This window comes from Kocuria palustris (genome assembly GCF_016907795.1).
Lineage (GTDB): Bacteria > Actinomycetota > Actinomycetes > Actinomycetales > Micrococcaceae > Kocuria > Kocuria palustris.
Window position 1 is genome coordinate 1,601,548 of sequence record NZ_JAFBCR010000001.1, and the last position, 22,227, is coordinate 1,623,774.

The 22,227-nt window shown below is 68.9% G+C and carries 22 protein-coding genes, 2 pseudogenes and 1 other annotated feature; of the genes and pseudogenes, 13 read left to right on the forward strand and 11 right to left on the reverse strand.

The genetic code is table 11. The annotated features are described in order from the left end of the window. The first annotated feature begins 44 nt into the window (after nt 1-44). The 4 genes from JOE55_RS07105 to JOE55_RS07120 all read left to right on the forward strand — a co-directional run bounded on the left by JOE55_RS07105 (nt 45) and on the right by JOE55_RS07120 (nt 4,158). Nucleotides 45-2,372 (forward strand): heavy metal translocating P-type ATPase, encoded by a 2,328-nt coding sequence (locus JOE55_RS07105; protein WP_204782461.1) that lies wholly within the window; start codon nt 45-47, stop codon nt 2,370-2,372. Nucleotides 2,373-2,467: 95 nt separating this feature from the next. Then, a complete protein-coding gene (locus JOE55_RS07110) occupies nt 2,468-2,788 on the forward strand; it encodes a metal-sensitive transcriptional regulator (RefSeq protein ID WP_036307642.1) in 321 nt (106 codons plus the stop codon). A gap of 171 nt (nt 2,789-2,959) precedes the next feature. Beyond that, nucleotides 2,960-3,691 (forward strand): hypothetical protein, encoded by a 732-nt coding sequence (locus JOE55_RS07115; protein ID WP_204782462.1) that lies wholly within the window; start codon nt 2,960-2,962, stop codon nt 3,689-3,691. Nucleotides 3,692-3,717: 26 nt separating this feature from the next. Then, complete coding sequence (locus JOE55_RS07120) at nt 3,718-4,158, forward strand: carboxymuconolactone decarboxylase family protein (protein WP_204782463.1); 441 nt, start codon at nt 3,718-3,720, stop codon at nt 4,156-4,158. A 74-nt stretch (nt 4,159-4,232) separates the two neighbouring features. On the opposite strand, the gene JOE55_RS07125 is transcribed toward JOE55_RS07120, so the two are convergent. Continuing rightward, nucleotides 4,233-4,379 (reverse strand): hypothetical protein, encoded by a 147-nt coding sequence (locus tag JOE55_RS07125; protein ID WP_200860733.1) that lies wholly within the window; start codon nt 4,377-4,379, stop codon nt 4,233-4,235. A gap of 138 nt (nt 4,380-4,517) precedes the next feature. Here JOE55_RS07125 and JOE55_RS07130 point away from each other — a divergent pair, with 138 nt between their 5' ends. Next, nucleotides 4,518-5,045, forward strand: coding sequence for a transposase family protein (locus tag JOE55_RS07130; RefSeq protein ID WP_204782464.1), 528 nt, complete (start codon nt 4,518-4,520; stop codon nt 5,043-5,045). Nucleotides 5,046-5,230: 185 nt separating this feature from the next. Here JOE55_RS07130 and JOE55_RS07135 read toward each other — a convergent pair whose 3' ends face one another. Beyond that, the gene (locus JOE55_RS07135; RefSeq protein ID WP_204782465.1) at nt 5,231-5,710 is read right to left on the reverse strand and encodes a YflT domain-containing protein; all 480 of its coding nucleotides are present in this window, start codon (nt 5,708-5,710) and stop codon (nt 5,231-5,233) included. A 363-nt stretch (nt 5,711-6,073) separates the two neighbouring features. Between JOE55_RS07135 and JOE55_RS07140 the strand changes: the two genes are divergently transcribed. Then, the gene (locus JOE55_RS07140; protein WP_204782466.1) at nt 6,074-6,382 is read left to right on the forward strand and encodes a transposase; all 309 of its coding nucleotides are present in this window, start codon (nt 6,074-6,076) and stop codon (nt 6,380-6,382) included. Here the strand turns inward: JOE55_RS07140 and JOE55_RS07145 are convergent. Beyond that, the gene (locus JOE55_RS07145) at nt 6,344-7,501 is read right to left on the reverse strand and encodes an IS30 family transposase (protein WP_204782467.1); all 1,158 of its coding nucleotides are present in this window, start codon (nt 7,499-7,501) and stop codon (nt 6,344-6,346) included. The two genes, JOE55_RS07140 and JOE55_RS07145, sit on opposite strands and share 39 nt — an antisense overlap. A gap of 87 nt (nt 7,502-7,588) precedes the next feature. Then, nucleotides 7,589-7,696 (forward strand) — a sequence feature (AL1L pseudoknot). Here JOE55_RS07145 and JOE55_RS07150 point away from each other — a divergent pair. The 5 genes and pseudogenes from JOE55_RS07150 to JOE55_RS07175 all read left to right on the forward strand — a co-directional run. Then, nucleotides 7,589-8,542, forward strand: a pseudogene (locus JOE55_RS07150) (IS3 family transposase); the annotation flags it as partial. It overlaps the preceding feature by 108 nt. Nucleotides 8,543-9,014: 472 nt before the next feature. Continuing rightward, on the forward strand, nt 9,015-10,106 hold the full coding sequence (locus JOE55_RS07155; protein ID WP_204782469.1) for a hypothetical protein: 1,092 nt from the start codon (nt 9,015-9,017) through the stop codon (nt 10,104-10,106). A 76-nt stretch (nt 10,107-10,182) separates the two neighbouring features. Beyond that, nucleotides 10,183-10,807 (forward strand): annotated as a pseudogene (locus JOE55_RS13570) (ISL3 family transposase). Between the two features lie 193 nt (nt 10,808-11,000). Next, the gene (locus JOE55_RS07170) at nt 11,001-12,614 is read left to right on the forward strand and encodes an amidohydrolase (protein WP_204782471.1); all 1,614 of its coding nucleotides are present in this window, start codon (nt 11,001-11,003) and stop codon (nt 12,612-12,614) included. A gap of 196 nt (nt 12,615-12,810) precedes the next feature. Further along, entirely contained in the window at nt 12,811-13,113 is a 303-nt protein-coding gene (locus tag JOE55_RS07175; RefSeq protein ID WP_204782472.1) for a DUF2316 family protein, read from the forward strand. Nucleotides 13,114-13,131: 18 nt separating this feature from the next. On the opposite strand, the gene JOE55_RS07180 is transcribed toward JOE55_RS07175, so the two are convergent. The 6 genes from JOE55_RS07180 to JOE55_RS07205 are packed head-to-tail and all read right to left on the reverse strand — an operon-like array spanning nt 13,132 to nt 18,190. Continuing rightward, nucleotides 13,132-14,016, reverse strand: coding sequence for a prenyltransferase (locus tag JOE55_RS07180; protein WP_204782473.1), 885 nt, complete (start codon nt 14,014-14,016; stop codon nt 13,132-13,134). Further along, nucleotides 14,013-14,345, reverse strand: coding sequence for a lycopene cyclase domain-containing protein (locus JOE55_RS07185; protein ID WP_204782474.1), 333 nt, complete (start codon nt 14,343-14,345; stop codon nt 14,013-14,015). The genes JOE55_RS07180 and JOE55_RS07185 overlap by 4 nt, the downstream gene beginning before the upstream one ends. Beyond that, complete coding sequence (locus JOE55_RS07190; RefSeq protein WP_204782475.1) at nt 14,342-14,683, reverse strand: lycopene cyclase domain-containing protein; 342 nt, start codon at nt 14,681-14,683, stop codon at nt 14,342-14,344. Before JOE55_RS07190 ends, JOE55_RS07185 begins: the two co-directional genes overlap by 4 nt. Next, nucleotides 14,680-16,227, reverse strand: coding sequence for a phytoene desaturase family protein (crtI, locus tag JOE55_RS07195; protein WP_239546491.1), 1,548 nt, complete (start codon nt 16,225-16,227; stop codon nt 14,680-14,682). The genes JOE55_RS07190 and crtI overlap by 4 nt, the downstream gene beginning before the upstream one ends. Further along, nucleotides 16,224-17,075 carry a phytoene/squalene synthase family protein gene (locus JOE55_RS07200; RefSeq protein ID WP_204782476.1) on the reverse strand — a complete coding sequence of 284 codons (852 nt, stop codon included), beginning with the start codon at nt 17,073-17,075 and terminating at the stop codon, nt 16,224-16,226. The genes crtI and JOE55_RS07200 overlap by 4 nt, the downstream gene beginning before the upstream one ends. Then, on the reverse strand, nt 17,072-18,190 hold the full coding sequence (locus tag JOE55_RS07205) for a polyprenyl synthetase family protein (RefSeq protein ID WP_239547293.1): 1,119 nt from the start codon (nt 18,188-18,190) through the stop codon (nt 17,072-17,074). The genes JOE55_RS07200 and JOE55_RS07205 overlap by 4 nt, the downstream gene beginning before the upstream one ends. Before the next feature lie 65 nt (nt 18,191-18,255). Here JOE55_RS07205 and JOE55_RS07210 point away from each other — a divergent pair, with 65 nt between their 5' ends. Then, the gene (locus tag JOE55_RS07210; protein WP_204782477.1) at nt 18,256-18,783 is read left to right on the forward strand and encodes a MarR family winged helix-turn-helix transcriptional regulator; all 528 of its coding nucleotides are present in this window, start codon (nt 18,256-18,258) and stop codon (nt 18,781-18,783) included. Nucleotides 18,784-18,854: 71 nt separating this feature from the next. On the opposite strand, the gene dnaB is transcribed toward JOE55_RS07210, so the two are convergent. Together dnaB and JOE55_RS07220 are read right to left on the reverse strand one after the other, a co-directional pair. Further along, entirely contained in the window at nt 18,855-20,669 is a 1,815-nt protein-coding gene (gene dnaB / locus JOE55_RS07215) for a replicative DNA helicase (RefSeq protein WP_053448129.1), read from the reverse strand. A gap of 388 nt (nt 20,670-21,057) precedes the next feature. Next, nucleotides 21,058-21,459, reverse strand: coding sequence for a hypothetical protein (locus JOE55_RS07220; protein ID WP_204782478.1), 402 nt, complete (start codon nt 21,457-21,459; stop codon nt 21,058-21,060). A gap of 106 nt (nt 21,460-21,565) precedes the next feature. Between JOE55_RS07220 and JOE55_RS07225 the strand changes: the two genes are divergently transcribed. Beyond that, complete coding sequence (locus tag JOE55_RS07225; RefSeq protein ID WP_204782479.1) at nt 21,566-22,144, forward strand: MarR family winged helix-turn-helix transcriptional regulator; 579 nt, start codon at nt 21,566-21,568, stop codon at nt 22,142-22,144. The last annotated feature ends 83 nt before the right edge of the window (nt 22,145-22,227 follow it).

Here is a 22,227-nt window from a genome sequence, read left to right on the forward strand (position 1 = left end):
CGCACCGGGCCGGGGAGAGCACCGACTTCCAGGAAGAAGCACCCATGACCACCTCCGCGCCCACGGACTCCAGCGCCCAGCCGCAGTCGTCGGGTCCCGACGTCGAGCTGCTGCTCGGCGGCATGACCTGCGCGTCGTGCGCCAACCGCATCGAGCGCAAGCTGAACAAGCTCGACGGCGTGAGCGCCTCGGTCAACTACGCGACCGAGAAGGCGCGCGTCTCCGTGCCGGAGGGCTATGACAGCCAGCAGCTGATCAGCACGGTCGAGCAGGCGGGCTACACCGCCGAGCTGCCCAGGCCCAAGGGCGCGCAGCCGCAGAAGGATGACGACGAGGGCGAGGACCCCGAGCTGACCTCCCTGCGCCATCGCCTCATCGGGGCGGGTGTGCTGGGCGTTCCGGTCATCATCCTGGCGATGATCCCCGCACTGCAGTTCACCTACTGGCAGTGGCTCTCGCTCACCCTGGCCGCCCCCGTGATCGTGTGGGCCGGCTGGCCCTTCCACAAGGCCGCCTGGACCAACCTGCGCCACGGCTCGGCCACCATGGACACGCTGATCTCCATGGGCACGATCGCCGCGTTCCTGTGGTCGCTCTACGCCCTGTTCTTCGGCACCGCCGGGATGCCGGGAATGACGCACGCCTTCGAGCTGTCGGTCGAGCCCACGGACGGCGCCAGCTCGATCTACCTGGAGGTCGCCGCAGGCGTCATCTTCTTCATCCTGGGCGGGCGCTACTTCGAGAAGCGCTCCAAGCGCCAGGCCGGCGCTGCGCTGCGCTCGCTCATGGAGCTGGGCTCCAAGGAGGTCGCCGTCCTGCGCGACGGCGCCGAGACCCTCATCTCGATCGATGATCTCGCCGAGGGCGACGAGTTCGTCGTCCGTCCCGGCGAGAAGATCGCCACCGACGGCACCGTGGTCTCCGGCTCCTCCGCCGTTGACGCCTCCATGCTGACCGGCGAGTCCGTCCCGGTCGAGGTCTCCGAGGGTGACGACGTCACCGGCGCGACCGTCAACACCGGCGGGCGCCTGGTCGTGCGCGCCACTCGCGTCGGCTCCGACACGCAGCTGGCGCAGATGGCCCAGATGGTCGAGGACGCGCAGTCCGGCAAGGCCGAGGTGCAGCGCCTGGCCGATCGGATCTCCGGCGTCTTCGTCCCGATCGTCATCGCGATCGCCGTGGCGACCCTGGGCGTGTGGCTGGGCGCGGGCTTCCCGATCACCGCCGCCTTCACCGCCTCGGTGGCCGTGCTGATCATCGCCTGCCCCTGCGCCCTGGGACTGGCGACTCCCACCGCGCTGCTGGTCGGCACCGGCCGCGGCGCGCAGCTGGGCATCCTCATCAAGGGCCCCGAGGTCCTGGAGTCCACCCGCAAGGTCGACACCGTGGTGCTGGACAAGACCGGCACCGTGACCACCGGCCGCATGACGCTGAAGAGTGCATATGCCGCCGATGGAACGGATGAGCAGAAGCTGCTGCGCATCGCCGGCGCCCTGGAGGACTCCTCGGAGCACCCCATCGCGCGTGCCATCACCCGCGGCGCCCGCGAGCGCGTGGGCGCCCTGCCGACTGTGGAGAGCTTCCAGAACCTCGAGGGCCGCGGCGTGCAGGGCGTCGTCGACGGACGCCTGGCGGTCATCGGCCGCGAGACCATGCTCCAGGAGTGGTCCCTGCAGTTGCCCGAGGCCCTCGCCCGCGCCAAGGAGCAGGCGGAGTCCGATGGCGAGACTGCCATCGTCGTGGCCTGGGACGGTGCCGTGGGCGGCGTCCTGACGGTCGCCGATGCGGTCAAGGAGACCAGCGCCGAGGCCATCCGCCAGTTCCGCGACCTGGGTCTGACGCCCGTGCTGCTGACCGGCGACAACCAGGCCGTGGCCGAGACGGTGGCCGCGGAGGTCGGGATCGAGAAGGTCATCGCCGGCGTCCTGCCGCAGGACAAGGTCACGACCATCCAGCAGCTGCAGGACGAGGGCCGCGTGGTCGCCATGGTCGGCGACGGCGTCAACGACTCCGCCGCCCTCGCCCAGGCCGATCTGGGCATGGCCATGGGCACCGGCACGGATGCCGCCATCCAGGCCGCCGACATCACACTGGTGCGCGGGGATCTGCGCGCGGCCTCGGATGCGGTGCGCCTGTCGCGCAAGACCCTGGGCGTGATCAAGTCCAACCTGTTCTGGGCCTTCGCCTACAACATGGCCGCGATCCCGCTGGCCGCCTTCGGACTGCTGAACCCCATGCTCGCCGGCGCGGCCATGGCATTCTCTTCCGTGTCCGTGGTGGCCAACAGCCTGCGGCTGCGCGGGTTCCGCAGCCGCTCCGGCGCCGCACCTGCCGCCGCGACGGCCGACGAGCGCGAGCCCGCCGCCGCATGAGCATCCCGAACGACCAGGAGATCAGCACCATGAGCACCGATCAGGACGCCGCCGACGAGGCCCTCGTGGAGCAGACGGCGGAAGCCACCGCGGACATGGCCCCGGACAGCGAGCTCGATCAGGACGGCCACGCCCACCACGGGTACATGTCGGACAAGCAGCGCTACCTGGCCCGCCTCAAGCGCATCGAGGGCCAGGCCCGCGGCATCCACCGCATGATCGACGAGGAGAAGTACTGCATCGACATCCTCACGCAGATCTCCGCACTGAACTCGGCCCTGCGCAATGTGGGCCTGGGCCTGCTCGACGACCATATGCGCCACTGCGTGGTCGACGCCGCCCAGGCAGGCGGCGAGGAGGCCGACGCCAAGATGCAGGAGGCCTCCCAGGCCATCGCTCGGCTGATGAAGGGCTGAGACCGGGCTCAGGAGCCCGCGAGAGATCGCACCCTGCCCGCGAGGGGTCGCTGACGCCGTCTTTCAGCCACTGGAAGACGGCATCAGCGACCCCTCGGCGCGTGCCGAGGTCGCAAGGCCGTCCGACCCGCTAGATTCTCGATCGTTCGCTATCGAGAAGAGGCCCCCTCCATGCGCAAGCGCCCTGTCCTGCTCTGCACCGCTGCCCTCCTGAGCCTGACCCTGACCGGCTGCTCGGGCGGTGACGACGCCGAATCCGCTTCGGATTCGTCGACGTCCTCGGCCCCCGAGACCACGTCGAGCCCCTCAGCCACCAGCTCGACGACTCCCTCCGCAGAGGCCTCCGAGGAAGCCACCGCCCCGGCTGAGCCCGCCCCCGCCGCTCCGACTGCCGCAGAGGCGCCCGTGGATGCCCCCGCAGAGGCGGACGCAGCCTCGAGCTCAGGCATGTCCGCTGAGGCGCAGGCGTTCTTCGACGCCGGAGGCGCCTGCAACTCGGATACCTTCCCCACGGGCGCCCCGAGCCCCGAGCTCATGGCCGAGCGACAGACCATCTGCGCGGCCCAGGCCGGGGATCAGCCGGGCTACGCCGGCCCGGGCTCCATCGACAACTACCCGATGTACCCCGACACCACGGATCAGACGGACTACGCCACCGACGACGGCAGCGGCTACCAGCGCCCGGAAGCAGACGCGGACGGCTACGTGGGCCCCTCGGAGGAGTACTACGGCTACAACGGCTATGTAGAGCCCGGCTTCGAGTACCAGGTGGGCTCCGAGTGCTTCGATGCCGATCTGGGCCGCTGCAAGACCAGCGGTGAGCTCCAGCTCGAGTACATGGAGGGCGCCGAGGTAGAGGAGCTCATGCAGGAGCAGGGCATCCCCCTGCCCTCGGAGCAGTGACCGGGCACTCGAGTAGGCTCCGCCGCATGTCGCACATCGATCTCTCCGAGCACCCCGCCTACAAGGCCATGCTGCGCATGGACGGCGAGGCCGCCAAGGCCGTCGCCGCGGCGGGCCTCGACCCGCTGCTGGCCGAGCTGGTGAAGATCCGCGTCTCCCAGCTCAACGGGTGCGCCTTCTGCCTGCGCATGCACACGCGCGATGCCCTGCAGATGGGCGAGACCACGGATCGGCTGTCCGTGGTGGCCGCCTGGTGGGAGTCGCAGTACTTCACCGGGCAGGAGCAGGCCGCGCTGGGGCTGGCCGAGGAGATCACCCGCCTCTCGGTCCCCGAGCGCACCGACTGGGACGACGGCTCCCTGAACGACGAGCAGGTCGCCGCGATCAGCTGGCTGGCCATCGTCATGAACTCGTGGAACCGGATCGCGATCCGCAGCCACTACCCCGTCGGCCCGGACTCCGAGTGAGCGCCGACTGATCCGCGCAGACACGACGACGGCCCCGGCAGATGCCGGGGCCGTCGTCGTCGGTGCTCTCGCGCTCAGTAGTTGGCGGGCGGGTCGGAAGCCGGGAAGGACTCCCGCTCCTCCTCTTCCACCAGCTGCTCCTCGCGCTCGGACTCCGTCTGGGCGGGATGCTCCTGATCGGCGGGCTCCTGCGGGTTCTGCGATGCACTGGTCTCGCTCATGACCTGCTCCTTCCGTTCGACGATCACCCCTCCATTATCAGGCCTCCGCGCTTGAGCGGGGTGCCCGGTAGTTGATGGGGCTCGTGGCCCCGACATGCTGTTGGTCTCTCACAACGCGACAACAGCGAGGCCACGAGCATGAACGAGGGTACGTCAGTGTTGCTCGGGCTGGAGGACGAGTTCACCGTCCTGCAGCTCGAACGAATCGATGCCGACACGGTGCGTGTCGTCATCGAGGTCATCGACCCGGAGGGCGCCTGCCCCGAGTGCGGGGTGCTCACCTCAAGGATCAAGGAGCGGCCACTGGTTCGAGTCAAGGACTTGCCTGCCTCCGGCCAAAGAACCGATCTGTGGTGGCTCAAACGGCGCTTGGTGTGCCGCGAACCGGCCTGTGGGACAGCGACATTCACGCAGCAGTCCCGCGCTGTGCCGGCACGGTCGCGGCTCAAGACCCGGCTACGAGAGAAGATCGGTTCGGCGATCGCGTCGGGCAACCGCGCCGTCAGCGAGTACCAGGTGGCGTGGTCGACCGCGCACCGGGCGCTCATCGCACTGGCCAACCAGTGGCTGCCTGAAGCGCCCTGGGTTTCGTTCCGACCTACTTCCTCAAAGAGGATCGGATCATGCCCCAGAAGTACACCCCCGAGTTCAAGGCGCGAGCTCTGAAGCTCATCGAAGGCCGAGCAGGCTCCCGGTTGGTGGTGACAGGCACGCCGACGTCCCTGCTTCCCGGCGAGATCCGCTCCTGGATCCGTTCCAGCGGTGAGTGTCGGGGGAGCGCAGAGGGCCACGGCCCTCAGCACTTACTCGGGCGTGGGCCAGCACCCGGTCCGGGCCCGGGCCTTTGGCGGTCAAGTCGTGGGACGGCTGGCGTCGAGCTTGGCCGTGGCCGCCTCGACGTACTCGGCCTCCACGAGAATCTCGTAGGAGGACGCCTCCAGGCCCTGGACGCTACTGAAGTCCCGGCGCCCGCCGGTGGCCGCGTGGCCCAGCAACCCGAAGATCAGCCCCCACACCGCGCCCAGGAGTACCGCCCACAGGATTACCCACAGCCACCCCACGACCGTGAAAAGACCCAACAGCAAGCCAATGAGCAATCCCAGCCAGGCCCCGGAGGCGGCCCCGTACAGGGCGGCCTTGCCGTAGGTCATCCGCCCGGTGACCTGCTCAACCAGGCGCAGATCGGTGCCGACCAGGCGCACGTGCTCAACCGGGAACCCGGCGTCGGAGAGTCGATCGACAAGGCGCTGAGCCTGGTCATAGGAGGGCACTGTGCGCAGGACCTGGTAATGAGCCGAAGCAGTGGGTGGAAGAGGGGAGGGATGGGACATGCTCATCGTTTCCTGTTCGTGGTGACGATCCGACCCGGACGGTGGCCTGCACCCGGGGTTGCCGGGCACCTGGGTCGGGAGTGGACGGAAAGTTAGGAAGAGAAATCGCGGAACAGTCCGGGCACATCAGCTCGGCCACGGCCGTGGCTCCTCCCCGGGTCCTCAGCCCCGTCCCCGAGCCCGTCGGTCCGTGGTGGACCAGCGACGGGCCCGCTCTCAGGGCCTTACAAAATGTCGCGGACCTTACCAGGATAAGCATATTTATCTCTGCAGTAAACGCCCGGCCCGTCTTCGGCGCCTCGTGCCACACATTGAAGCGCCCTGGGTTTCGTTCCGACCTACTTCCTCAAAGAGGATCGGATCATGCCCCAGAAGTACACCCCCGAGTTCAAGGCGCGAGCCCTGAAGCTCATCGAAGAACGCGTCCGTGCCGAGCAGTGCTCTGGCTGGGTCGCCTGCACCGCCGTCGGTGAAGCCCTCGGCGGGATCTCACCGCACACGCTGAGGAACTGGTGGAAGCAGGACCGCATCGATCAGGGCGAGGCTCCAGGGCTGAGCACCGCTGAAGCCGAGGAGATCACCAAGCTGCGCAGAGAGAACCTTGAGCTGCGCCGCGCGAACGAGATGGCGGATTCAAGCGGTGAGCGCAAGGAACTCTGCGAGCTTCTCTGATGGTGTCAGATAGCCCAATGTCTTCCGAGGGCGTCCGTTGAGACTGTCCTGGATCATGTCGAGTTCCCTGCGGCTGAGGCCGCTGAGGTCGGTGCCTTTGGGGAGGTACTGGCGCAGCAGGCCGTTGGTGTTCTCGTTGCTGCCGCGCTGCCAGGGCGAGTGAGGATCGCAGAAGTAGATCGGAATGCCCGTGGCGGTAGTGAACGCAGCATGCTTGGCCATCTCCGCGCCCTGGTCCCAGGTGATCGTTCGGGCCAAGGAGGACGGCAGCTTGCTGACCGCCTCGCGCATTGCTGCCTCGACCTGCTCGGCGCTCTTGCCGTCGGGCAGGTGCAGCAGCAATGTCATCCGTGTCGAGCGCTCGACGAGCGTCCCGACAGCGCTGCGGCTGCCCTGACCAAGGATGAGGTCACCCTCCCAATGCCCGGGCACTGCACGGTCGTCGGCTTCGGCAGGGCGCTGGCTGAGCATCACCATGCCGGGGATGCGGCCACGACCCTCGATGGCCCCGCGAGGCTTGCGAGCCGTCCTTCCGGACCGCAGGCACCGGGCCAGTTCACGGCGCAACTCGCCTCTGCCCTGCACGAACAGCGACTGGTAGATCGTCTCGTGGCTCACACGCATCTGCGGATCATCGGCATGATCCAACCGTAGGCGCACCGCGATCTCGTCGGGCGACCACAGTTGCTCCAGCCGGCTGGCGACCTCCTCGAGCAGCCGGCCCGACGCAAGCTTGAACGGCTTCGGTCGACGCGCCTTATCGCGGGCACGTTCATGACCACGCCACGCCGAGTAGCCGTAGCGACCCCCACCGCGCTTCACCTCACGGCTGACGGTCGACACCGCACGCCCCAGCTGCTCTGCGATCGCGGTGAAGGTATCGCCGCGATTGATCCCGAGCAGGATCTGCTCGCGCTCGTCGATCGTCAGGCAGCCCTGACGTGGCTCCCACCCAAACGGCCTGGCGTCAAGGTGCCTGCCGGTGCGGGCCATGATGCCGACCATCGGCGCGCTGCAGCTGATCTCCTTCGCGATGTCGACCAGCCGCCAGCCCTTCCCGTGCAGCCTGAGCGCGAGCTGCTTCTGCTCCCGGCTGAGATGACCGTGCTTGCCCTGCATCCGGATCCTCCTGTGGTCAGTGACTGTCCCATCTCACAGGAGATGTTGCGCTGACCGCTTGAATCCGCCGATCCTCAAAGCCGCCTCAGCTTTTTTCGCCGCGGAACTCGACCGCCCCACGACGAGATGATCGCGTTCATCGATATGCATCGTGATCAGTTCGGGGTCGAGGCCATCTGCCGCACGCTGGCTGCGACAGACTGTGGGTTCATCACCTCGCGCGGCTACCGCCCCGCGAAGACCAGGCCCGCCTCTGAGCGGTCTGTGCGAGACGCGATGCTCGGGCAGGAGATCAGGCGGGTCCATGTCGAGAACTACAGCGTCTACGGCGTCAGGAAGATGCACCAGGCCATGCGTCGGGCCAGCTGGGAGATCGGCCGGGACCAAGTAGCCCGCCTCATGCGTGCCGCCGGGCTGCAGGGCGTGAGGCGAGGGCGCAAGCCGATCACGACGAAGCCTGCCCGCGAGCCGGATGCCCGCCCTGACATGGTCGAGCGCCGCTTCACGGCGGATCGGCCGCATCGGCTCTGGGTCGCTGACATCACCTACGTGAGGATCCTGGGCGGGTTCTGCTACGTCGCGTTCATCACCGACGTCTACTCCCGGCGCATCGTCGGGTGGGCCGTCTCGGGCAGCCTTCACACTGCGGGGCTGCCGTTGCTGGCCCTGGAGCACGCGCTGTTGAGCACGGGAGCCAGCCGGGGCCGGGAAGGTCTGGTCCATCACTCAGACCGCGGCTCCCAGTACGTCTCTCTGGCGTATTCGGACGCGCTCATCACCGCCGGGGTGAGCGCCTCGGTGGGCACCGTGGGCGACTCCTACGACAACGCCCTGGCCGAGACCGTGAACGGGCTCTACACGGCCGAACTCATTCACGCCAAGCGGATCTGGGAGTCCGTCGAGGCGGTCGAGCTGGCCACGATGGGGTGGGTGCACTGGTGGAACACGGCCCGCCTCCATGAAGCCCTCGGCTACTGCACTCCCGCGGAGGTCGAGGCGGCCTACACTCACGACCAGGATTCAGCGCCCGTTGCGTCCTGACCTCGGAACGAAACCCAGGGCGCTTCACATGCCTTCCCGCTCGGGTTGCGGCGGGCCATAATTCGCCTTTCACATGCCCGGCTTGCCGTCTTCGGAGCTGGGCCTTGACACCCCTGCACCGGGTACCCCCGCATCAGTACCGCACCTGCCGCTGGGCAGTCGATGCATCACCTGTCCGAACGGAATCGACCGGCCCCACGCTGATCACTGCTCCCACACCGCCGAAGCACTTCAACCGATCCGTCACTGCAGCATCATCGAGAAGCCGTCCTCGACACCGGCAGGTCCCGGGCCCGCTGGCTGTGATGTCTTCGCGCTGGCGGCGTCGGCGGGGAGAGGATTTCGCAGTGAGCAGCACCGCTCTTTCCGGGATCGAGGCGACCACCGAATCCGGCCCGCGGTGCTGCACGAAACCTTGGGGGCTCCATCGAGCCAGTGGCAATCCGACCCGTGGTTGCCTCATCATGGAGCGGTGAATGCTGAGCGTTGCCGATCCACCGCCGATCCTGCCGAACCCCTTTCCGATGCCGAGCTGCTCATCGGCCTGGTGGTCTCACCATCCCTGAGTGCGGTGCTCGGCCCCGAGGTCACCACCTCGGTGCGCAAGATTTTGGTGCAGCGGTATCCGGGAGTGCGCTGGCAACTGAAGATGGCCGAAGACCGGCTGGTCGATCCACCCACCGAGACCTTGGACCTGCTGGAGGCGGCCCGAAACCGCATGCTGGAGGAGAACTGGGATTTGGCCGTGGTGCTCACCGAGATCCCCCTGAAGACCGGCCGACGTCAGGTGCTCACCCAGCTCAGCCCCGTGCACGGGGTAGGACTGGTCTCCGTCCCAACCCTGGGACCCGTGCACGTGCGGCAGAAGGTGCAAGAGACCACCGTGCACGTGGTCGGGCAGCTCCTGGGCTACGACGCCGAAGACCTCAATGCCCAGCGGGATCTTGCTCGAAGAGCCCACCAGCTGTCCACCGATCTCGACGAACGCCCGGACGACAACGTCGTGCAGTTCACGGCCCGAGTGCTGAGCGGCAACGTGCGGTTGCTGCTGGGCATGATCCGCGCCAACCAGCCTTGGGCCTTCGTGGCCCGGCTCTCCCGGGCGCTGGTCGTGGCAGCGGCCACCGGCATGCTGACATTGGTGGCCTCGGACCTATGGGTACTGGCCATGGCCTACGGGCCGGTGCGCCTGGTCCTGCTGGCGGTGATGGCGATCGGGGCGGTGAGTGCCACCCTGATCCTGGGAGCCGACTTGTGGGAGCGCCCACGGCGGCGAGCCCAACGTGAGCAGGTGATCCTGTTCAATTTGGCCACCACCGCGACCGTGGCCATCGGGGTTGTGGTGTTCTACCTCGTCTTATTCATCCTGTCCTGGGTCGGCGCGCTGCTGCTCATCGACGAGCAGGTACTGGCCGGTGTCGCCGGTCACCCAGTGAACGCTTTGGACTACGCGAAGATCAGCTGGCTCACCGCCAGCCTGGCCACCGTGGGCGGAGCACTAGGAGCTGGACTGGAGGACGAAGATGTGGTGCGCGCCGCTGCCTACACCCGGTCCAGCACCTGACACAGCCCCAGCACAGAAGAAACTGAAACATCTACGCGTTGATGCCACGTCTATGCAGGTGTCATTGCCGGTCGCGATGACTTGGTGGGCTCAGCGCAGTGCACTGCCTCGTACTCGGCGGGTGGGGCGTTGCCGAGGCGGGTGTGCGGGCGGGCGCTGTTGTACCTGTCGATCCGGGATCCGCACCGCCCTGCCGGACGCGCGGATCGCAGTCGACAAGTGGCATCTCGTCGCCCTCGCCAACCTCATGGTCACCCAGGTCCGTCAACGGATCACCCGGCAACTGCACGGCCGCCGCGGCACCGCCACCGACAAAGTCTGGGCCAGCCGGCAACTGCTGCTCACCGGCTACGAGCACCTCACCGTCAAGCAAAAGGCCCGGTTCAACGCCGCCCTCGCCGCCGAGGATCCGACCAACGAGATCGCCGCCGCGCATGCCGTCAAGGAACGCCTGCGCCTGCTGCTGGCCGAACACCAGCCGCACCAGATCCGGCGGCCGCCTGGCGACCACGATCGACACCTGGTGGCCAGCGGTGCTCGTCGCGCTCACCGAGGACGTGACCAACGCCCGCACCGAGGGCTTCAACCGGATCATCAAGCAAACCAAGCGTGTCGGATGCGGCTTCACCAACATGGACAACTACCGAAGGCGCATCATGGTCCACATCGCCCTCACCCGAGGGCAGAGACCAGCAGCATGAAATCAGCACACGCCCCGCTCAAATGCGGAGAGCCCCATTATCGGGCCTCCGCGCAAACGCGCGATCCGCCAGTGACCCGGCAGATCGGCACCGACCTTCTCCGCCTTCTTCAAGTGCTGGCCTGGGATAGCCTCAGCGCATTCGGCCCCCTGTGCCTGCGCCGGACCAACCGCACGACGAAAGCGACCCCGCCTTGTCCCGCACCACCCTCTTCCACGGCGCCACGGTCTTCACCGGAGAGGCCGCCTCCCCCACCGCCGAGGCCTTCGCCGTGCAGGACGGACGCTTCCTGGCGGCAGGGACGCAGGACGAGGTGCGCGCAGTCGTCGGGCCCGACGCCGTGGAGGAGGGCCTGCACGGGGCCTTCGTGCTGCCGGGGTTCTGGGAGTCCCACGTGCACATGACCATGCTGGGCGAGGCGCTGGACAAGGTCTCGCTGCGCGAGTGCGCCACCCTGGACGAGATCCAGCAGCGTATCGCCGAGGCGCGGACCGCCGATCCGCAGGCCACCCAGATCCTCGGAGCCAGCTGGTACCCGCATGCCTTTGCGCCGGGTCAACAGCCCACGGCCGCCATGCTGGACGCGGTCGTCGCCGACATCCCCGTGATCCTGGACGCCAACAGCCTCCACGCCGCGTGGGTGAACACCGCCGGGCTGGCGGCCCTGGGGATCACCCGAGACACCCCGGATCCACTGGGCGGTCAGATCGTGCGCGACGCCGAGGGCGAGCCCACCGGCCTGCTGCTCGAGAACGCCGCGATCGAGTACGCCTGGGGGTACCAGGCCGCGCACTCCACGGAAGCGGATCAGGACCGCTTCCTGGACAACGCCTTCCGCTCCTACCTGGCCAGCGGCACCACGGGCGCCACGGACATGGGCTTCAGCGACTCGGACCTGGCAGTCTTCCGTCGTCGGCTGGAGCGCGACGGCCGCCTGCCCTTCCCCGTCGACGCCCACTGGCTGCTGCGCCCCACCGGCGACCCGGAGGCGGATCTCGCGGAGGTCGAGCGGGTGGCCGCGATCCGCGACGAGATGGCCGCCGAGTTCGGCACCCAGTGGCTGCGGATCGTGGGCGTCAAGCTGATCCTGGACGGAGTGATCGACGCCTGCACCGCCGCCATGCGCGCCCCGTACGTGGGCGGCGAGCTCCCCGATCCCCTCTGGGAGCGAGAGGCGGCCCTTCGGGTGGCCACCGCCGCCGACGCCCGCGGCCTGCAGCTGGCGCTGCACGCGATCGGGGACCAGGCGAGCACGCTGGCACTGGATCTGGTCGAGGAGTGCGTGCGCGTCAACGGGCCCCGGGAGGGACGGCGCCCCCGCGTGGAGCACCTGGAGTCGGTCGCTCAGGACACCATCGAGCGGATGGCGCAGCTGGGCGTGACTGCCTCGATGCAGCCGGTGCACTGCGACCCCGCCGTGCTGGACAACTGGAGGGCCATGCTCGGCGACGACCGCGCCGTGCAGGGCTTCCCTTGGCACCGCTTCCGCGAGGCCGGCGTGCCGATCGCCCTGGGCACCGACGCCCCCACCGCTCCGCATCAGGCCGCGCGCAATCTGTTCATCGCGCTCACGGCCCGCTCCGCGTTCGACGCCGGCCGGGATCCGTATCAGCCGGAGAGGGTCTTCGATCCGGCCGATGCCCTGGAGGCGCTGACGTCGGCCGGGGCCCGGGCCTCCGGGCGCGACGGCACCGGGCGGATCGCTGCGGGGCTGGCCGCCGACTTCTGCGTGCTGGATCTGAACCCGCTGACCGATGACCCCGACGAGCTGCTGGAGATGCAGGTGCTGCGCACGGTCACCGGCTGATCCGGTTGTCAGCCCTGCTGCTCGGGCTCGGACGGCATCCACACCTCGGACTGCGAGTCCTCGGGGTAGTGGTGGTCGCCCGGGATGGTCTGCATCCCGCAGCAGGCCGGCCGCGACTATGATCCAGATCACACAGACGCCGCCCGCTCCTGGCCCCCACCGGGAGCCGCACCCGCCCCCGAGCCCAGGAGCCCTCATGTCCCTCACCGACGCCCAGACCGCGCGCACAGGTCAGGAGCTGCGCCGCCATCTCGAGGTCTCGGACCTGACGCGTCAGCAGCTGTGCGAGTGGCTCGACCTGTCACCGCCCGAGCTCGAGCACGTCCTGCAGATGGACGGCCACGCCCACCCCGTGACGACCTGGCTGGTCCGCGATGCGCTCGACCAGGCGGTCGCCGAGTCGGGTGCCGACGCCGGCGGCTGGTCGGTGCTCACGGCAGCCCGGCGCCGTGAGGCCCGCCTGTGGTTCCGCCTGCAGGACGTGCCGCCTCGCGGGTGACTCCGGGCAGCCGCCCCCTCACCGACCCCATGAAATCCACAGCAGCAGGAGCGTCAGCAGGAACCCCGTGACCATGTTCAGCCACAGGAAGCGCCGCCAACCGCGGCGCGCCACCTCGCAGCGCTCATCGGGCACGTCATGGAACGGGAGGATGCTCACCAGGTACGGCACGACCAGCAGTCCGGCCAGCGCCGCGGGCCAGTCCGCCGCGGCCATCACGAGCCCGGCTGCGGCGTAGAGCCCGATCGCCAGCCGGACGGTCCTGCGACCGCCGAGAGCCGTGGCGATCGACCCGATCCCCGCTTCCCGGTCGGCGATCACATCCTGCACCGCCCCGAAGGCCTGGGAGGCCATGCCCCACAGGAAGAACGCGAGCAGGGAGACGGCGGCCGTCGTCGTCAGGGGCGCGCCCGTCAGCGCCAGGCCGAAGGCCGCCGGGCCCACAAAGTGGGCGGACGACGTCATGGAGTCCAGCACGGGACGCTCCTTGAACCGCATGCCAGGGGCGGAATATGCCACGACGGCCACCAGGGTGACCACCAGGACCGCCGCTGATGCCCAGGACCCCCACCAGAGCAGCGCGAGCACGAACGGAACCGGCAGCAGGCATGCCCACCACAGCGTCAGGCGGTGCCAGCGGGAGGCCAGCACGATGCCCTCGACCCCGCCCTTGCGGGGATTGCGCAGATCCGATTCGTAGTCGAAGACGTCGTTGATGCCGTACATCAGCAGGTTGTAGGGGATCAGGAAGAAGACCGTCCCCACCACCAGCTCGGCGGTGAGTCCTCCACCGGCCATCAAGTAGGCGGCCGCGAACGGATACGCGGTGTTGACCCAGCTCAGCGGGCGGGAGGCGCCCACGAGCTGCCGGGCGGCTGCCGCCGTCCCCTCGGTGCGCGTCATCGGCCGCTCCTCTCCCGTTCGCCGTCATCCGCCGGCCGGGCGAGAAGCTCCCACAGGGACGGCAGCAGCAGACCGGCCGCAATCGGCCAGGCCAGGTCCTCGATCGGGGCCAGGCCCACGAACCAGCCGTGCAGCTGCGCCTCGTCGTAGCGGAAGAGGTCCACCGCGATCATGAGGCTGTCGAACACGACGGTCAGCAGCAGCAGGCCGAGGATCGTCAGGGCCGTCGTCACCCACCAGGCAGGCCCGAGCCTGCGTCGCCAGGAGACCAGGACGGCCACGACGGCCGTCGCGGCCACGAACAGCGCGGCGAGGGCGGCATAGGTCATCGCGCACCCTCCTTCGGCAAGGCCCGGGAGCGATCGATGGCCAGCGCGATCAGTCCCCGCAGCACGAGCGTGAGGTAGCAGAGGAAGGTGATGAAGACGATCTCCTCCAGGGGCAGCTCGGGCGCCAGCATGAGCCCGGTCATCGGCCCCTGGCCCTTGCCGTAGTGCCCCGAGGCGATGGCCGCGAGATCCCACAGCAGGAAGACAGCGATCCCTGCGATGACGGTGAGCGCGCCGGCTCGCGGCGCCCGCCACAGCACCAGATGGAAGCGGCGGTCGAGCAGTGCCATGCAGCCGGTCGAGGCCAGCAGGGCGCCCAGGTAGATCAGACCCGTCATGGCAGCTCCCGGGCGATCCGGTCGGCGGCGATCTCGGCGCTGATCAGGCACATGGGCAGCCCGATCCCCGGGATCGTGCTCGACCCGGCGTAGTAGAGCCCGTCCACCTTCCGGGAGCGGTTGCCGGCGCGGAACATGGCGCTCTGGCCGAGGGTGTGCGCCGGGCCGAGCATGCTGCCTCGCCAAGCCCCCAGGTCCTCGGAGAAGTCCGCAGGGCCCACGGTGCGGCGCACCACGATGCGCTGGGCCAGGTCCTCGTGGCCGGACCAGCGAGCCACCTGGTCGATCGCGGCATCGGCGATGGCCTCGATCCGCGGATCACCGCCGCCGTTGATCCCCCCACGTCCCAGCTGCGGCTCGGCAGGCATGGGCACGAGCACGAACAGGTTCTCCTGACCCGCCGGCGCAGCCGACGGGTCAGTGGCCGAGGGCCGGCACACGTAGACCGACGCAGGCTCCGGCACTCGACCGTCCGCGATGGCGGCGAAGTTGCGCCGCCAGTCCCGGGTGAAGAACAGGCTGTGATGCGGCATGCGCTCCAGCGGACCGTCCACACCCAGCATCACGAGCACCGCGCCCGGACCGCTGGTGCGCCGGGCCCACCAGGATTCGGGGTAGGTCTGCAGGTGCCGGGGCAGCATCGTGGTCTCCGTGCGATGCAGATCCGCCGTGGACACAACGAAGTCCGCCTCCAGAACTCGCTCGAGGCCGTCGGCATCGCGGAAGCGCACCCCCGTCGCCTGCGCACGTGTCCCGCGACGGCCTCCTGCACCCGTGCGGATCTCCGTGACCTCCGCCCCGGTGTGCAGCCGGGCTCCAGCAGCCCGGGCCAGTCGCTCCAGGACGGCCATGAGCTCGCCGAAACCGCCCTGCGGGTAGAGCACCCCGCCCGTGAGGTCCATGGCGCTCATCAGGTGGTACAGCGCAGGCGTCCTGTCCGGCGAGGACCCCAGGAAGACGGCGGGATAGCCCAGGACCTGACGCAACCGCGGGTCCCGGAATCGTCGCGCCGTGAAGCGCTCGAGTGACTGCAGCAGCAGCGGGCCGAGCCGATGCGCCGATCCCAGGACGCGGCGATCCATGAAGGGCCGCAGCGAATCGAAGGATGTGTAGAGGAAGCGGGCCAGCGCCAGCTCGTAGGTGGAGCGAGCGGAGTCCAGATAGCGCTCCAGGACCCGGCCGGCACCGGGCTCGATCTCCTCGAACCGCTCGATGTTGGTCCGGACATCGGCCGCGATGTCCAGCGGCTCGTCGTGGCCCTCGAAGAACACCCGGTACCCCGGATCGAGCTGCTGCAGATCCAGCTGCTCGTCGACGCTCGTGCCCATCAGCTCGAAGAACCGCTCGAAGACCTCCGGCATCAGGTACCACGAGGGACCGGTGTCGAAGCGGAAGCCGTCAGCCTCCCACGTCCCGGCACGGCCGCCGAGGGCCCCCCGCGCTTCCAGCAGGTCCACGGACCAGCCGCGCCGGGCCAGCAGCGCGGCCGTGGCCAGCCCCGAGATGCCCCCGCCGACGACCACAGCCCGACGTTCCCGGCTCATGGGCGGCCTCCCAGCGCACGCACGATGATGACCGCCTTGCGCGCATCGGGCACCCGGATCCTGGTGCACCGGATCTGCGCGGCAGGGGTGCGGCGCAGGCGCCGCGAGAGCTCGGCGAACAGCCCGTGCGCAGCACGGACCGCCCGGCGGCTGTCGGGAGGCAGCTGGGCGATCGCCTCGGCGGCCACCGCCAGGTCGGCATCGATGTCATCCAGCAGCTCGTCGCGCCGGCTGTCGGTGAACGCCTCCGGATCCAGGCCGGGGAAGTACGTCCGCCCCAGCAGGTCGTGATCATCGGCCAGATCCCGCAGGAAGTTGATCTTCTGGAAGGCAGCGCCCAGCCGCTGCGCCCCGGGAGCCAGCCGCTCGTAGGCACCGCCGTCCGCCCCCAGGAAGCAGTGCAGGCACATCAGCCCGATCACCTCGGCGGAGCCGTATACGTAGTCGTCCAGGCTCTCGTCGTCGTGGGTGCGCAGTCCCAGATCGGCGCGCATGGAGGCGAAGAACGGGCGGATCAGCTCCGGACCGATGCCCCGCCGTCGTGCCACGGAGGCGAAGGCCTGGACCACCAGATTGGCGCTGCGCCCGTGCTGCAGGGCTCGGAGCGTGTCGGCCTCGAGCTCCTCCAGCAGCTCGGACCGCAGCTGCGGGCTCAGGCCCGGATCCGGGTCATCGACGATCTCATCGGCCACGCGCACCAGTGCGTAGAGGCTGCGGATCTCCGAGCGAGTCGGCTCGGCGAGCAGTCGCACGGCCCACCCGAAGGACGTCGAATAGCGGCCGATCACCTCGGCGGCACTCGCCGCGGCCACCCGGTCGTAGCGCGACACCGGCCTCACCGCCGTCATGACGCCTGCTCCCGAAGCGGAGCCGCACCGAACTGACCTTCAGCGCTGTGCGTCGTCATGGCTGAGATCGCTGTCCCCCTCACTCGCTCGATCAGCTGGGCCACCACGGCTTCCAGCTCTGCCGGGACGGCAGGTCGAGCTGCCAGGTGCAGAGCCTCCTCGAGCTGCTGGTCGGCCAGATCCTGGACGGCGCGCCGGGCACCGCACCCGGTGAGCAGATCACGGGCTCGATCGGCCTGCTCCTCGCCCAGCTCCGGGTCCCCGATCAGCGCGCTGAGCTCCGTCCAGCACGACGTGCCTCGAGCCAGGGCCAGCAGCGCAGTGGGCTTTGCCTCGCGCAGGTCGGAGATCACGGTCTTGCCGGTCAGCTCCTGGCGGCCGAAGACCCCCAGGAGGTCGTCCAGCAGCTGGAACCCGATGCCGACCAATCGCCCGATCACAGCCAGCTTCTCGAGCAGCTCCCACGGAGCATCGGCCAGGACGGCCCCGACCTGCATGGGCAGCTGGAAGGAGTAGGCGCTGGTCTTGAGCTCAGCCACCCGGAGAGCGTCCTGGAGCTGCAGCGCCTGCCCCTCGCCGACCCGGCTCAGGCGCACGTCCGCCAGCTCGCCGGATGCCGTGGCGTGGACCGCCTCCTCCAGCAGCTCGAGCAGCTGCTCGGTCTGGGCGGCCGAGGCGCCGCTGCGGGCCATCAGGCGCAGGGCCGAGACCAGCGCCAGATCACCGGCCAGGATCCCTGCGGCGGAACCCTGCCGCTGTGCCGCTGCCGCGCTCGCACCCGTCCTCCGGGCCTGCACCTCGAAGGCTCCGGAGACGTTCGGCCGCCCGCGGCGAGTGTCGTCGCCGTCAATCACATCGTCATGGACCACGAACGCGGTGTGCAGCATCTCGACCGCCGCAGCAGCACTGGCGACAGACTCGTACCGAGTGCCTCCAAGGGCCGCATGGACGGCGATGACGAGGTCGGGGCGCAACCCCTTCCCACCTCGGGCGGCTTCATCGAGCGCGCCCCACAGCTGTCCGTGCTCAGGCCCGAGACATGCGGAGCGCTCCCCACCGCGCCTCCACACTTCCTGCAGCTCACGCTGCACGGTTGCCGACTTCTGCTGACTCATCACGTGGGCCAGCCTCGCATAGAAAAGCTAGCCTGCCTAGATAACTATTCAGATACCCTTCGCCCATGACCCGGCCCCCAGAGCAGGGGTCGTCGAGCGACTCCTACTGGTACGACGACTCCGCCCCCGAGCGCGAGCTTCTGCGCGCCATGCGGCGCCTCCAGCGCGCCCGTCGCCTCATGCATCACCGGGCCACCGCCGAGATGGAGCTGAACCCCACCGATCTGAAGGCTCTGCAGCTGATCATCGCCGGCGAGCGCGCCGACGACCCCCTCACCGCCTCCGCCCTGGCCGCCGAGCTGGGGATCTCCACCGCCTCCACCGCCAAGCTGCTCAACCGCCTGACCAGCACGGGTCACCTCCGACGCGTGCGCCACCCCCGCGACGGGCGATCTGTGACCGTGATCGCCCAGCCGCTGGCCCACGAACGAGTCCGGGTTGTGATGACGCAGCCCCATGACCGGATGCTCGAGGCGGCCCGACGGGTCCCCGAGGAGTCCAGGCAGGCGGTGCTCGATTTCCTGGCGGACATGACTCAGGCCTTCGAAGGGACCGGAGAGCCGCCGCACCATGCCGCGGACCGCAAGATCTGAGGATCCGGGCTGAACACAGGTCGGCCCTGACCACGGATGACGTCAAGGGCTCCCAGGAGGCGGCCTCCGGGTCAGAACCCCTCGTTCGCCATGTTCGCGAAGCGGGAGTAATGGCCCTGGAACGCCACCACGATGGTCTTGGTGGGGCCGTTACGGTGCTTGGCCACGATCACGTCCGCCTCGCCTGCGCGCGGCGACTCCTTGTCGTAGACGTCATCTCGGTGCAGAAGGATCACCATGTCGGCATCCTGCTCGATCGAGCCCGATTCGCGAAGGTCCGAGACCATCGGCCGCTTGTCCGTGCGCTGCTCGGAACCACGGTTCAGCTGCGACAGCGCGATCACGGGGACGTCGAGCTCCTTGGCCAGCAGCTTCAGCGCACGCGAGAACTCCGAGACCTCCTGCTGGCGCGACTCGACTTTCTTGCCCGAGCTCATCAGCTGCAGGTAGTCCAGCACCACGAGCTTCAGATCGTGCTTCTGCTTCAGGCGGCGGCACTTGGCGCGGATCTCCATCAGCGACATGTTCGGGGAGTCGTCGATGAACAGCGGCGCCGAGTCCAGCTTGCCCATGGTGGAGGCGATCTTGCCCCACTGCTCGTCCTGCAACGTGCCCTTGCGCAGGTCCTGCAGGTTGAGGGTGGCTTCGGCCGAGAGGATCTTCAGGGCGATCTCGTTGCGCGCCATCTCGAGCGAGAAGATCGCGGTGGTCATGTTGTGCTTGATAGCAGCAGAGCGAGCGATGTCGATGGCGAACGTGGAGTTGTGCGTGGGGATGAACGTCCGTCCCGCCAGGAACAAGTGCTCCGGATGATCGACCTGCAGGCACCGGACCGGGACCGAGCCCACCGACTCCACGGCGACGATCGCCCGCTCGGTTCCCGGCTCAATGCCGCCGTCATGGCACAGCGGGAGTCGGGCGTCATCCGGAATGCGCACGAGGTGGCGCTGCGAAGAGGCCGCGATCTGCCCCGTGGTCACCACGCTGGCCGAGCCCGCATCAGCCGCACCGGCTCCGACAAGCACGGCAGTCCGCGTATGCGTCAGCCACTGGTGCTCCTCATCGGCGATGATCTCGCTGCCGTCGTCGAAGCTGACCCGGTAGCAGGGCCGGTCGAGCATCACGTCGGTCGCGGCGCTCACCCGCGTGGGAGTGCCGTCGACGGCCAGGACGAGGTCGCCGACGGAGATCTCCCCCATGGTCGTCCACCCGGTGGGCGTGGGGATGGGGGTGTCCAGCGCGAGCGCCTTGCCCATGGCCGGCCTGGCCGCGATCACGATCATCTGCCCGCCCTGCAGACCGTGGGTCAGCTCGTCGAACTCGACGAATCCGGTGGGCACGCCCTGCATGCCGGAGCGGCCGCCAGCGTCCTCGATCTCCTGGACGGTGGACTCCACAACGTCCTTGAGGACCACGTAGTCCTCGGAATTGCGCCGCTCGGCGACCGTCATGATCTCGGACTGGGCCTCGTTGACCAGGACCTCGACCTCGCCGTCCTGCGAGTAGCCGAGCTGGACGATCTTGGTGCCGGCGGTGACCAGGCGGCGCAGCACGGCGCGCTCCTGGACGATCTCGGCGTAGAACCCGGCATTGGCCGCGGTGGGAACCGACGAGATCAGCGAGTGCAGGTAGGCCGGCCCGCCCGTCCTCTCGAGCTCGCCGCGCTTGGTCAGCTCGTCGGCCACGGTGATGGCGTCGGCGGGTTCGCCCTTGCCGTAGAGGCTCATGATGGCCTCGTAGATGGACTCGTGCGCCGGCTTGTAGAAGTCGTTGCCGCGCAGCACCTCCACGACGTCCGCGATGGCGTCCTTGGACAGCATCATGCCGCCGAGCACGGACTGCTCGGCGACGTTGTCGTAGGGGGGAGTGCGGATCTCTTCGGACACGACGGGGCCTTTCCAGCGCTGACTGCAGCCAGGACGACGACGGCCGCCCGGCCCGCCCATTCTGGCCCACCGAGCCGACGTCATAAGCCGCTCGGCCGGAACGCTTGCAATGACATGCGCGGGCTTTATCCACTGATTGTGGATAACTTGTGGATGCCCTGTGGGGCGCGCCGTGCAGGACTGTGCGCAACCGGTGCAGATCTCCCTGCCCAGCTGTGGATATCCACAGGCTCAGACTTCGTGAACGAAGGATGAATCACCAGGTCAGAGTGTGATTCCAGGGTTTCTCCACGGCGTGTGCACAACTCTCCACAGGCCGTGTCCACACGAGACGTGGGCATTCCCACAGGGCTGTGTCGTCGTGCGTCGCGCGGCTCGGCAACCGAGCTCAGGACCCCATGGCCAGCTGCAGCAGCAGCATCAGGGTGGCCGGGCTGATCAGCACCGAGAGGATCATCACGATCACATTCCAGGGCCTGTGCCGCCGATAGGAGATCGTGCTGGCCAGCGCAGTGAGGAACGCCCCCACCTCCGCCAGCGTGGCCACGATCAGCCCCCCGAAGAACGTGAGGGTCATGGCCACGCCGGAACCGGTGTTGCCCAGCCCGAAGCCCGCCACGAAGGCCGCGAGCCCCACGATCCACAGGCTGACGGCGATCGGCAGCAGCCGCGGCTCGGCCTTGCCCTTGCGGCGCTTCCGCTGCGCAGAGGCAGGCGCGGCGGAGAAGCGACCCGCTCCTGACCGGGCGGCGGCGGGCTGACGTCGGGCGCTGCGGGAACTGGGGAACATGGCGGACATGGTGCCATCACCTGCTGGATGCCGGCTCACGTGAAAGTGAGCGGCAACCCGCAGCCACTCACTGATGACGCGTCACGTTTGTCGCTATCCTGGGGGCATGACAACGGCACCCGACACCGAACCCCGCAGCCTCCCCTCAGACGCCGACGAGCCCGGGGACTCCCCCTCGACGACAGCTGGCACGGGCGGCTCCGGCGACGGCGTCGACTGGCTGTCCGCACATGAGGAGACCGTCTGGCGCCGCTGGCTCGCCGTGAGCAGCCGCATCCCCGCCGCCCTGTCCTCGCAGCTGCAGTCCGATTCCGGCCTGTCGCTTCAGGACTACGACGTCCTGGTCATGCTCAACGACAGCGAGAGCTCCTCCTGCCGGATCACCGAGCTCGCCGGGCTGCTGGACTGGGAGCGCTCGCGCATGTCCCACCACCTCACCCGGATGGAGAAGCGCGGCCTGATCGCCCGCTCGGCCGCCCCGGACGACGGTCGGGCGCAGCTCGCACAGCTCACCGAAGCCGGTCGCCAGGCCCTGGCCGCAGCCGCCCCGGGCCACCTGGGCGCCGTGCGCAGGTCGTTCTTCGACGCCCTCGATGCACAGGACATCGAGGACCTGGACCGCATCACCTCCCGGATCGCCCGCAAGCTCGACATCCGCCGCCCGGACTGCGCACCGATCGACTGACCCGCGCAGGCCAGCTGCCGCCCTGCGCGGACACGGCCTGGGGCATCACGACGACAGCGCGTTCGTCGTTCCCGCCGTCCCTC

Coding starts and splice junctions, on each gene's coding strand:
- JOE55_RS07225 (WP_204782479.1), top strand. CDS start 21,566: ATGACAACGGCACCCGACACCGAACCCCGCAGCCTCCCCTCAGACGCC.
- JOE55_RS07115 (WP_204782462.1), top strand. CDS start 2,960: ATGCGCAAGCGCCCTGTCCTGCTCTGCACCGCTGCCCTCCTGAGCCTG.
- JOE55_RS07220 (WP_204782478.1), bottom strand. CDS start 21,459: ATGTTCCCCAGTTCCCGCAGCGCCCGACGTCAGCCCGCCGCCGCCCGG.
- JOE55_RS07185 (WP_204782474.1), bottom strand. CDS start 14,345: ATGACCTATGCCGCCCTCGCCGCGCTGTTCGTGGCCGCGACGGCCGTC.
- JOE55_RS07190 (WP_204782475.1), bottom strand. CDS start 14,683: ATGACGGGTCTGATCTACCTGGGCGCCCTGCTGGCCTCGACCGGCTGC.
- JOE55_RS07200 (WP_204782476.1), bottom strand. CDS start 17,075: ATGACGGCGGTGAGGCCGGTGTCGCGCTACGACCGGGTGGCCGCGGCG.
- crtI (WP_239546491.1), bottom strand. CDS start 16,227: ATGAGCCGGGAACGTCGGGCTGTGGTCGTCGGCGGGGGCATCTCGGGG.
- JOE55_RS07205 (WP_239547293.1), bottom strand. CDS start 18,190: ATGAGTCAGCAGAAGTCGGCAACCGTGCAGCGTGAGCTGCAGGAAGTG.
- JOE55_RS07135 (WP_204782465.1), bottom strand. CDS start 5,710: ATGTCCCATCCCTCCCCTCTTCCACCCACTGCTTCGGCTCATTACCAG.
- JOE55_RS07110 (WP_036307642.1), top strand. CDS start 2,468: ATGGCCCCGGACAGCGAGCTCGATCAGGACGGCCACGCCCACCACGGG.
- JOE55_RS07180 (WP_204782473.1), bottom strand. CDS start 14,016: ATGACGCGCACCGAGGGGACGGCGGCAGCCGCCCGGCAGCTCGTGGGC.
- JOE55_RS07105 (WP_204782461.1), top strand. CDS start 45: ATGACCACCTCCGCGCCCACGGACTCCAGCGCCCAGCCGCAGTCGTCG.
- JOE55_RS07210 (WP_204782477.1), top strand. CDS start 18,256: ATGACCCGGCCCCCAGAGCAGGGGTCGTCGAGCGACTCCTACTGGTAC.
- JOE55_RS07145 (WP_204782467.1), bottom strand. CDS start 7,501: ATGCAGGGCAAGCACGGTCATCTCAGCCGGGAGCAGAAGCAGCTCGCG.
- JOE55_RS07140 (WP_204782466.1), top strand. CDS start 6,074: ATGCCCCAGAAGTACACCCCCGAGTTCAAGGCGCGAGCCCTGAAGCTC.
- JOE55_RS07125 (WP_200860733.1), bottom strand. CDS start 4,379: ATGAGCGAGACCAGTGCATCGCAGAACCCGCAGGAGCCCGCCGATCAG.
- JOE55_RS07175 (WP_204782472.1), top strand. CDS start 12,811: ATGTCCCTCACCGACGCCCAGACCGCGCGCACAGGTCAGGAGCTGCGC.
- JOE55_RS07130 (WP_204782464.1), top strand. CDS start 4,518: ATGAACGAGGGTACGTCAGTGTTGCTCGGGCTGGAGGACGAGTTCACC.
- JOE55_RS07120 (WP_204782463.1), top strand. CDS start 3,718: ATGTCGCACATCGATCTCTCCGAGCACCCCGCCTACAAGGCCATGCTG.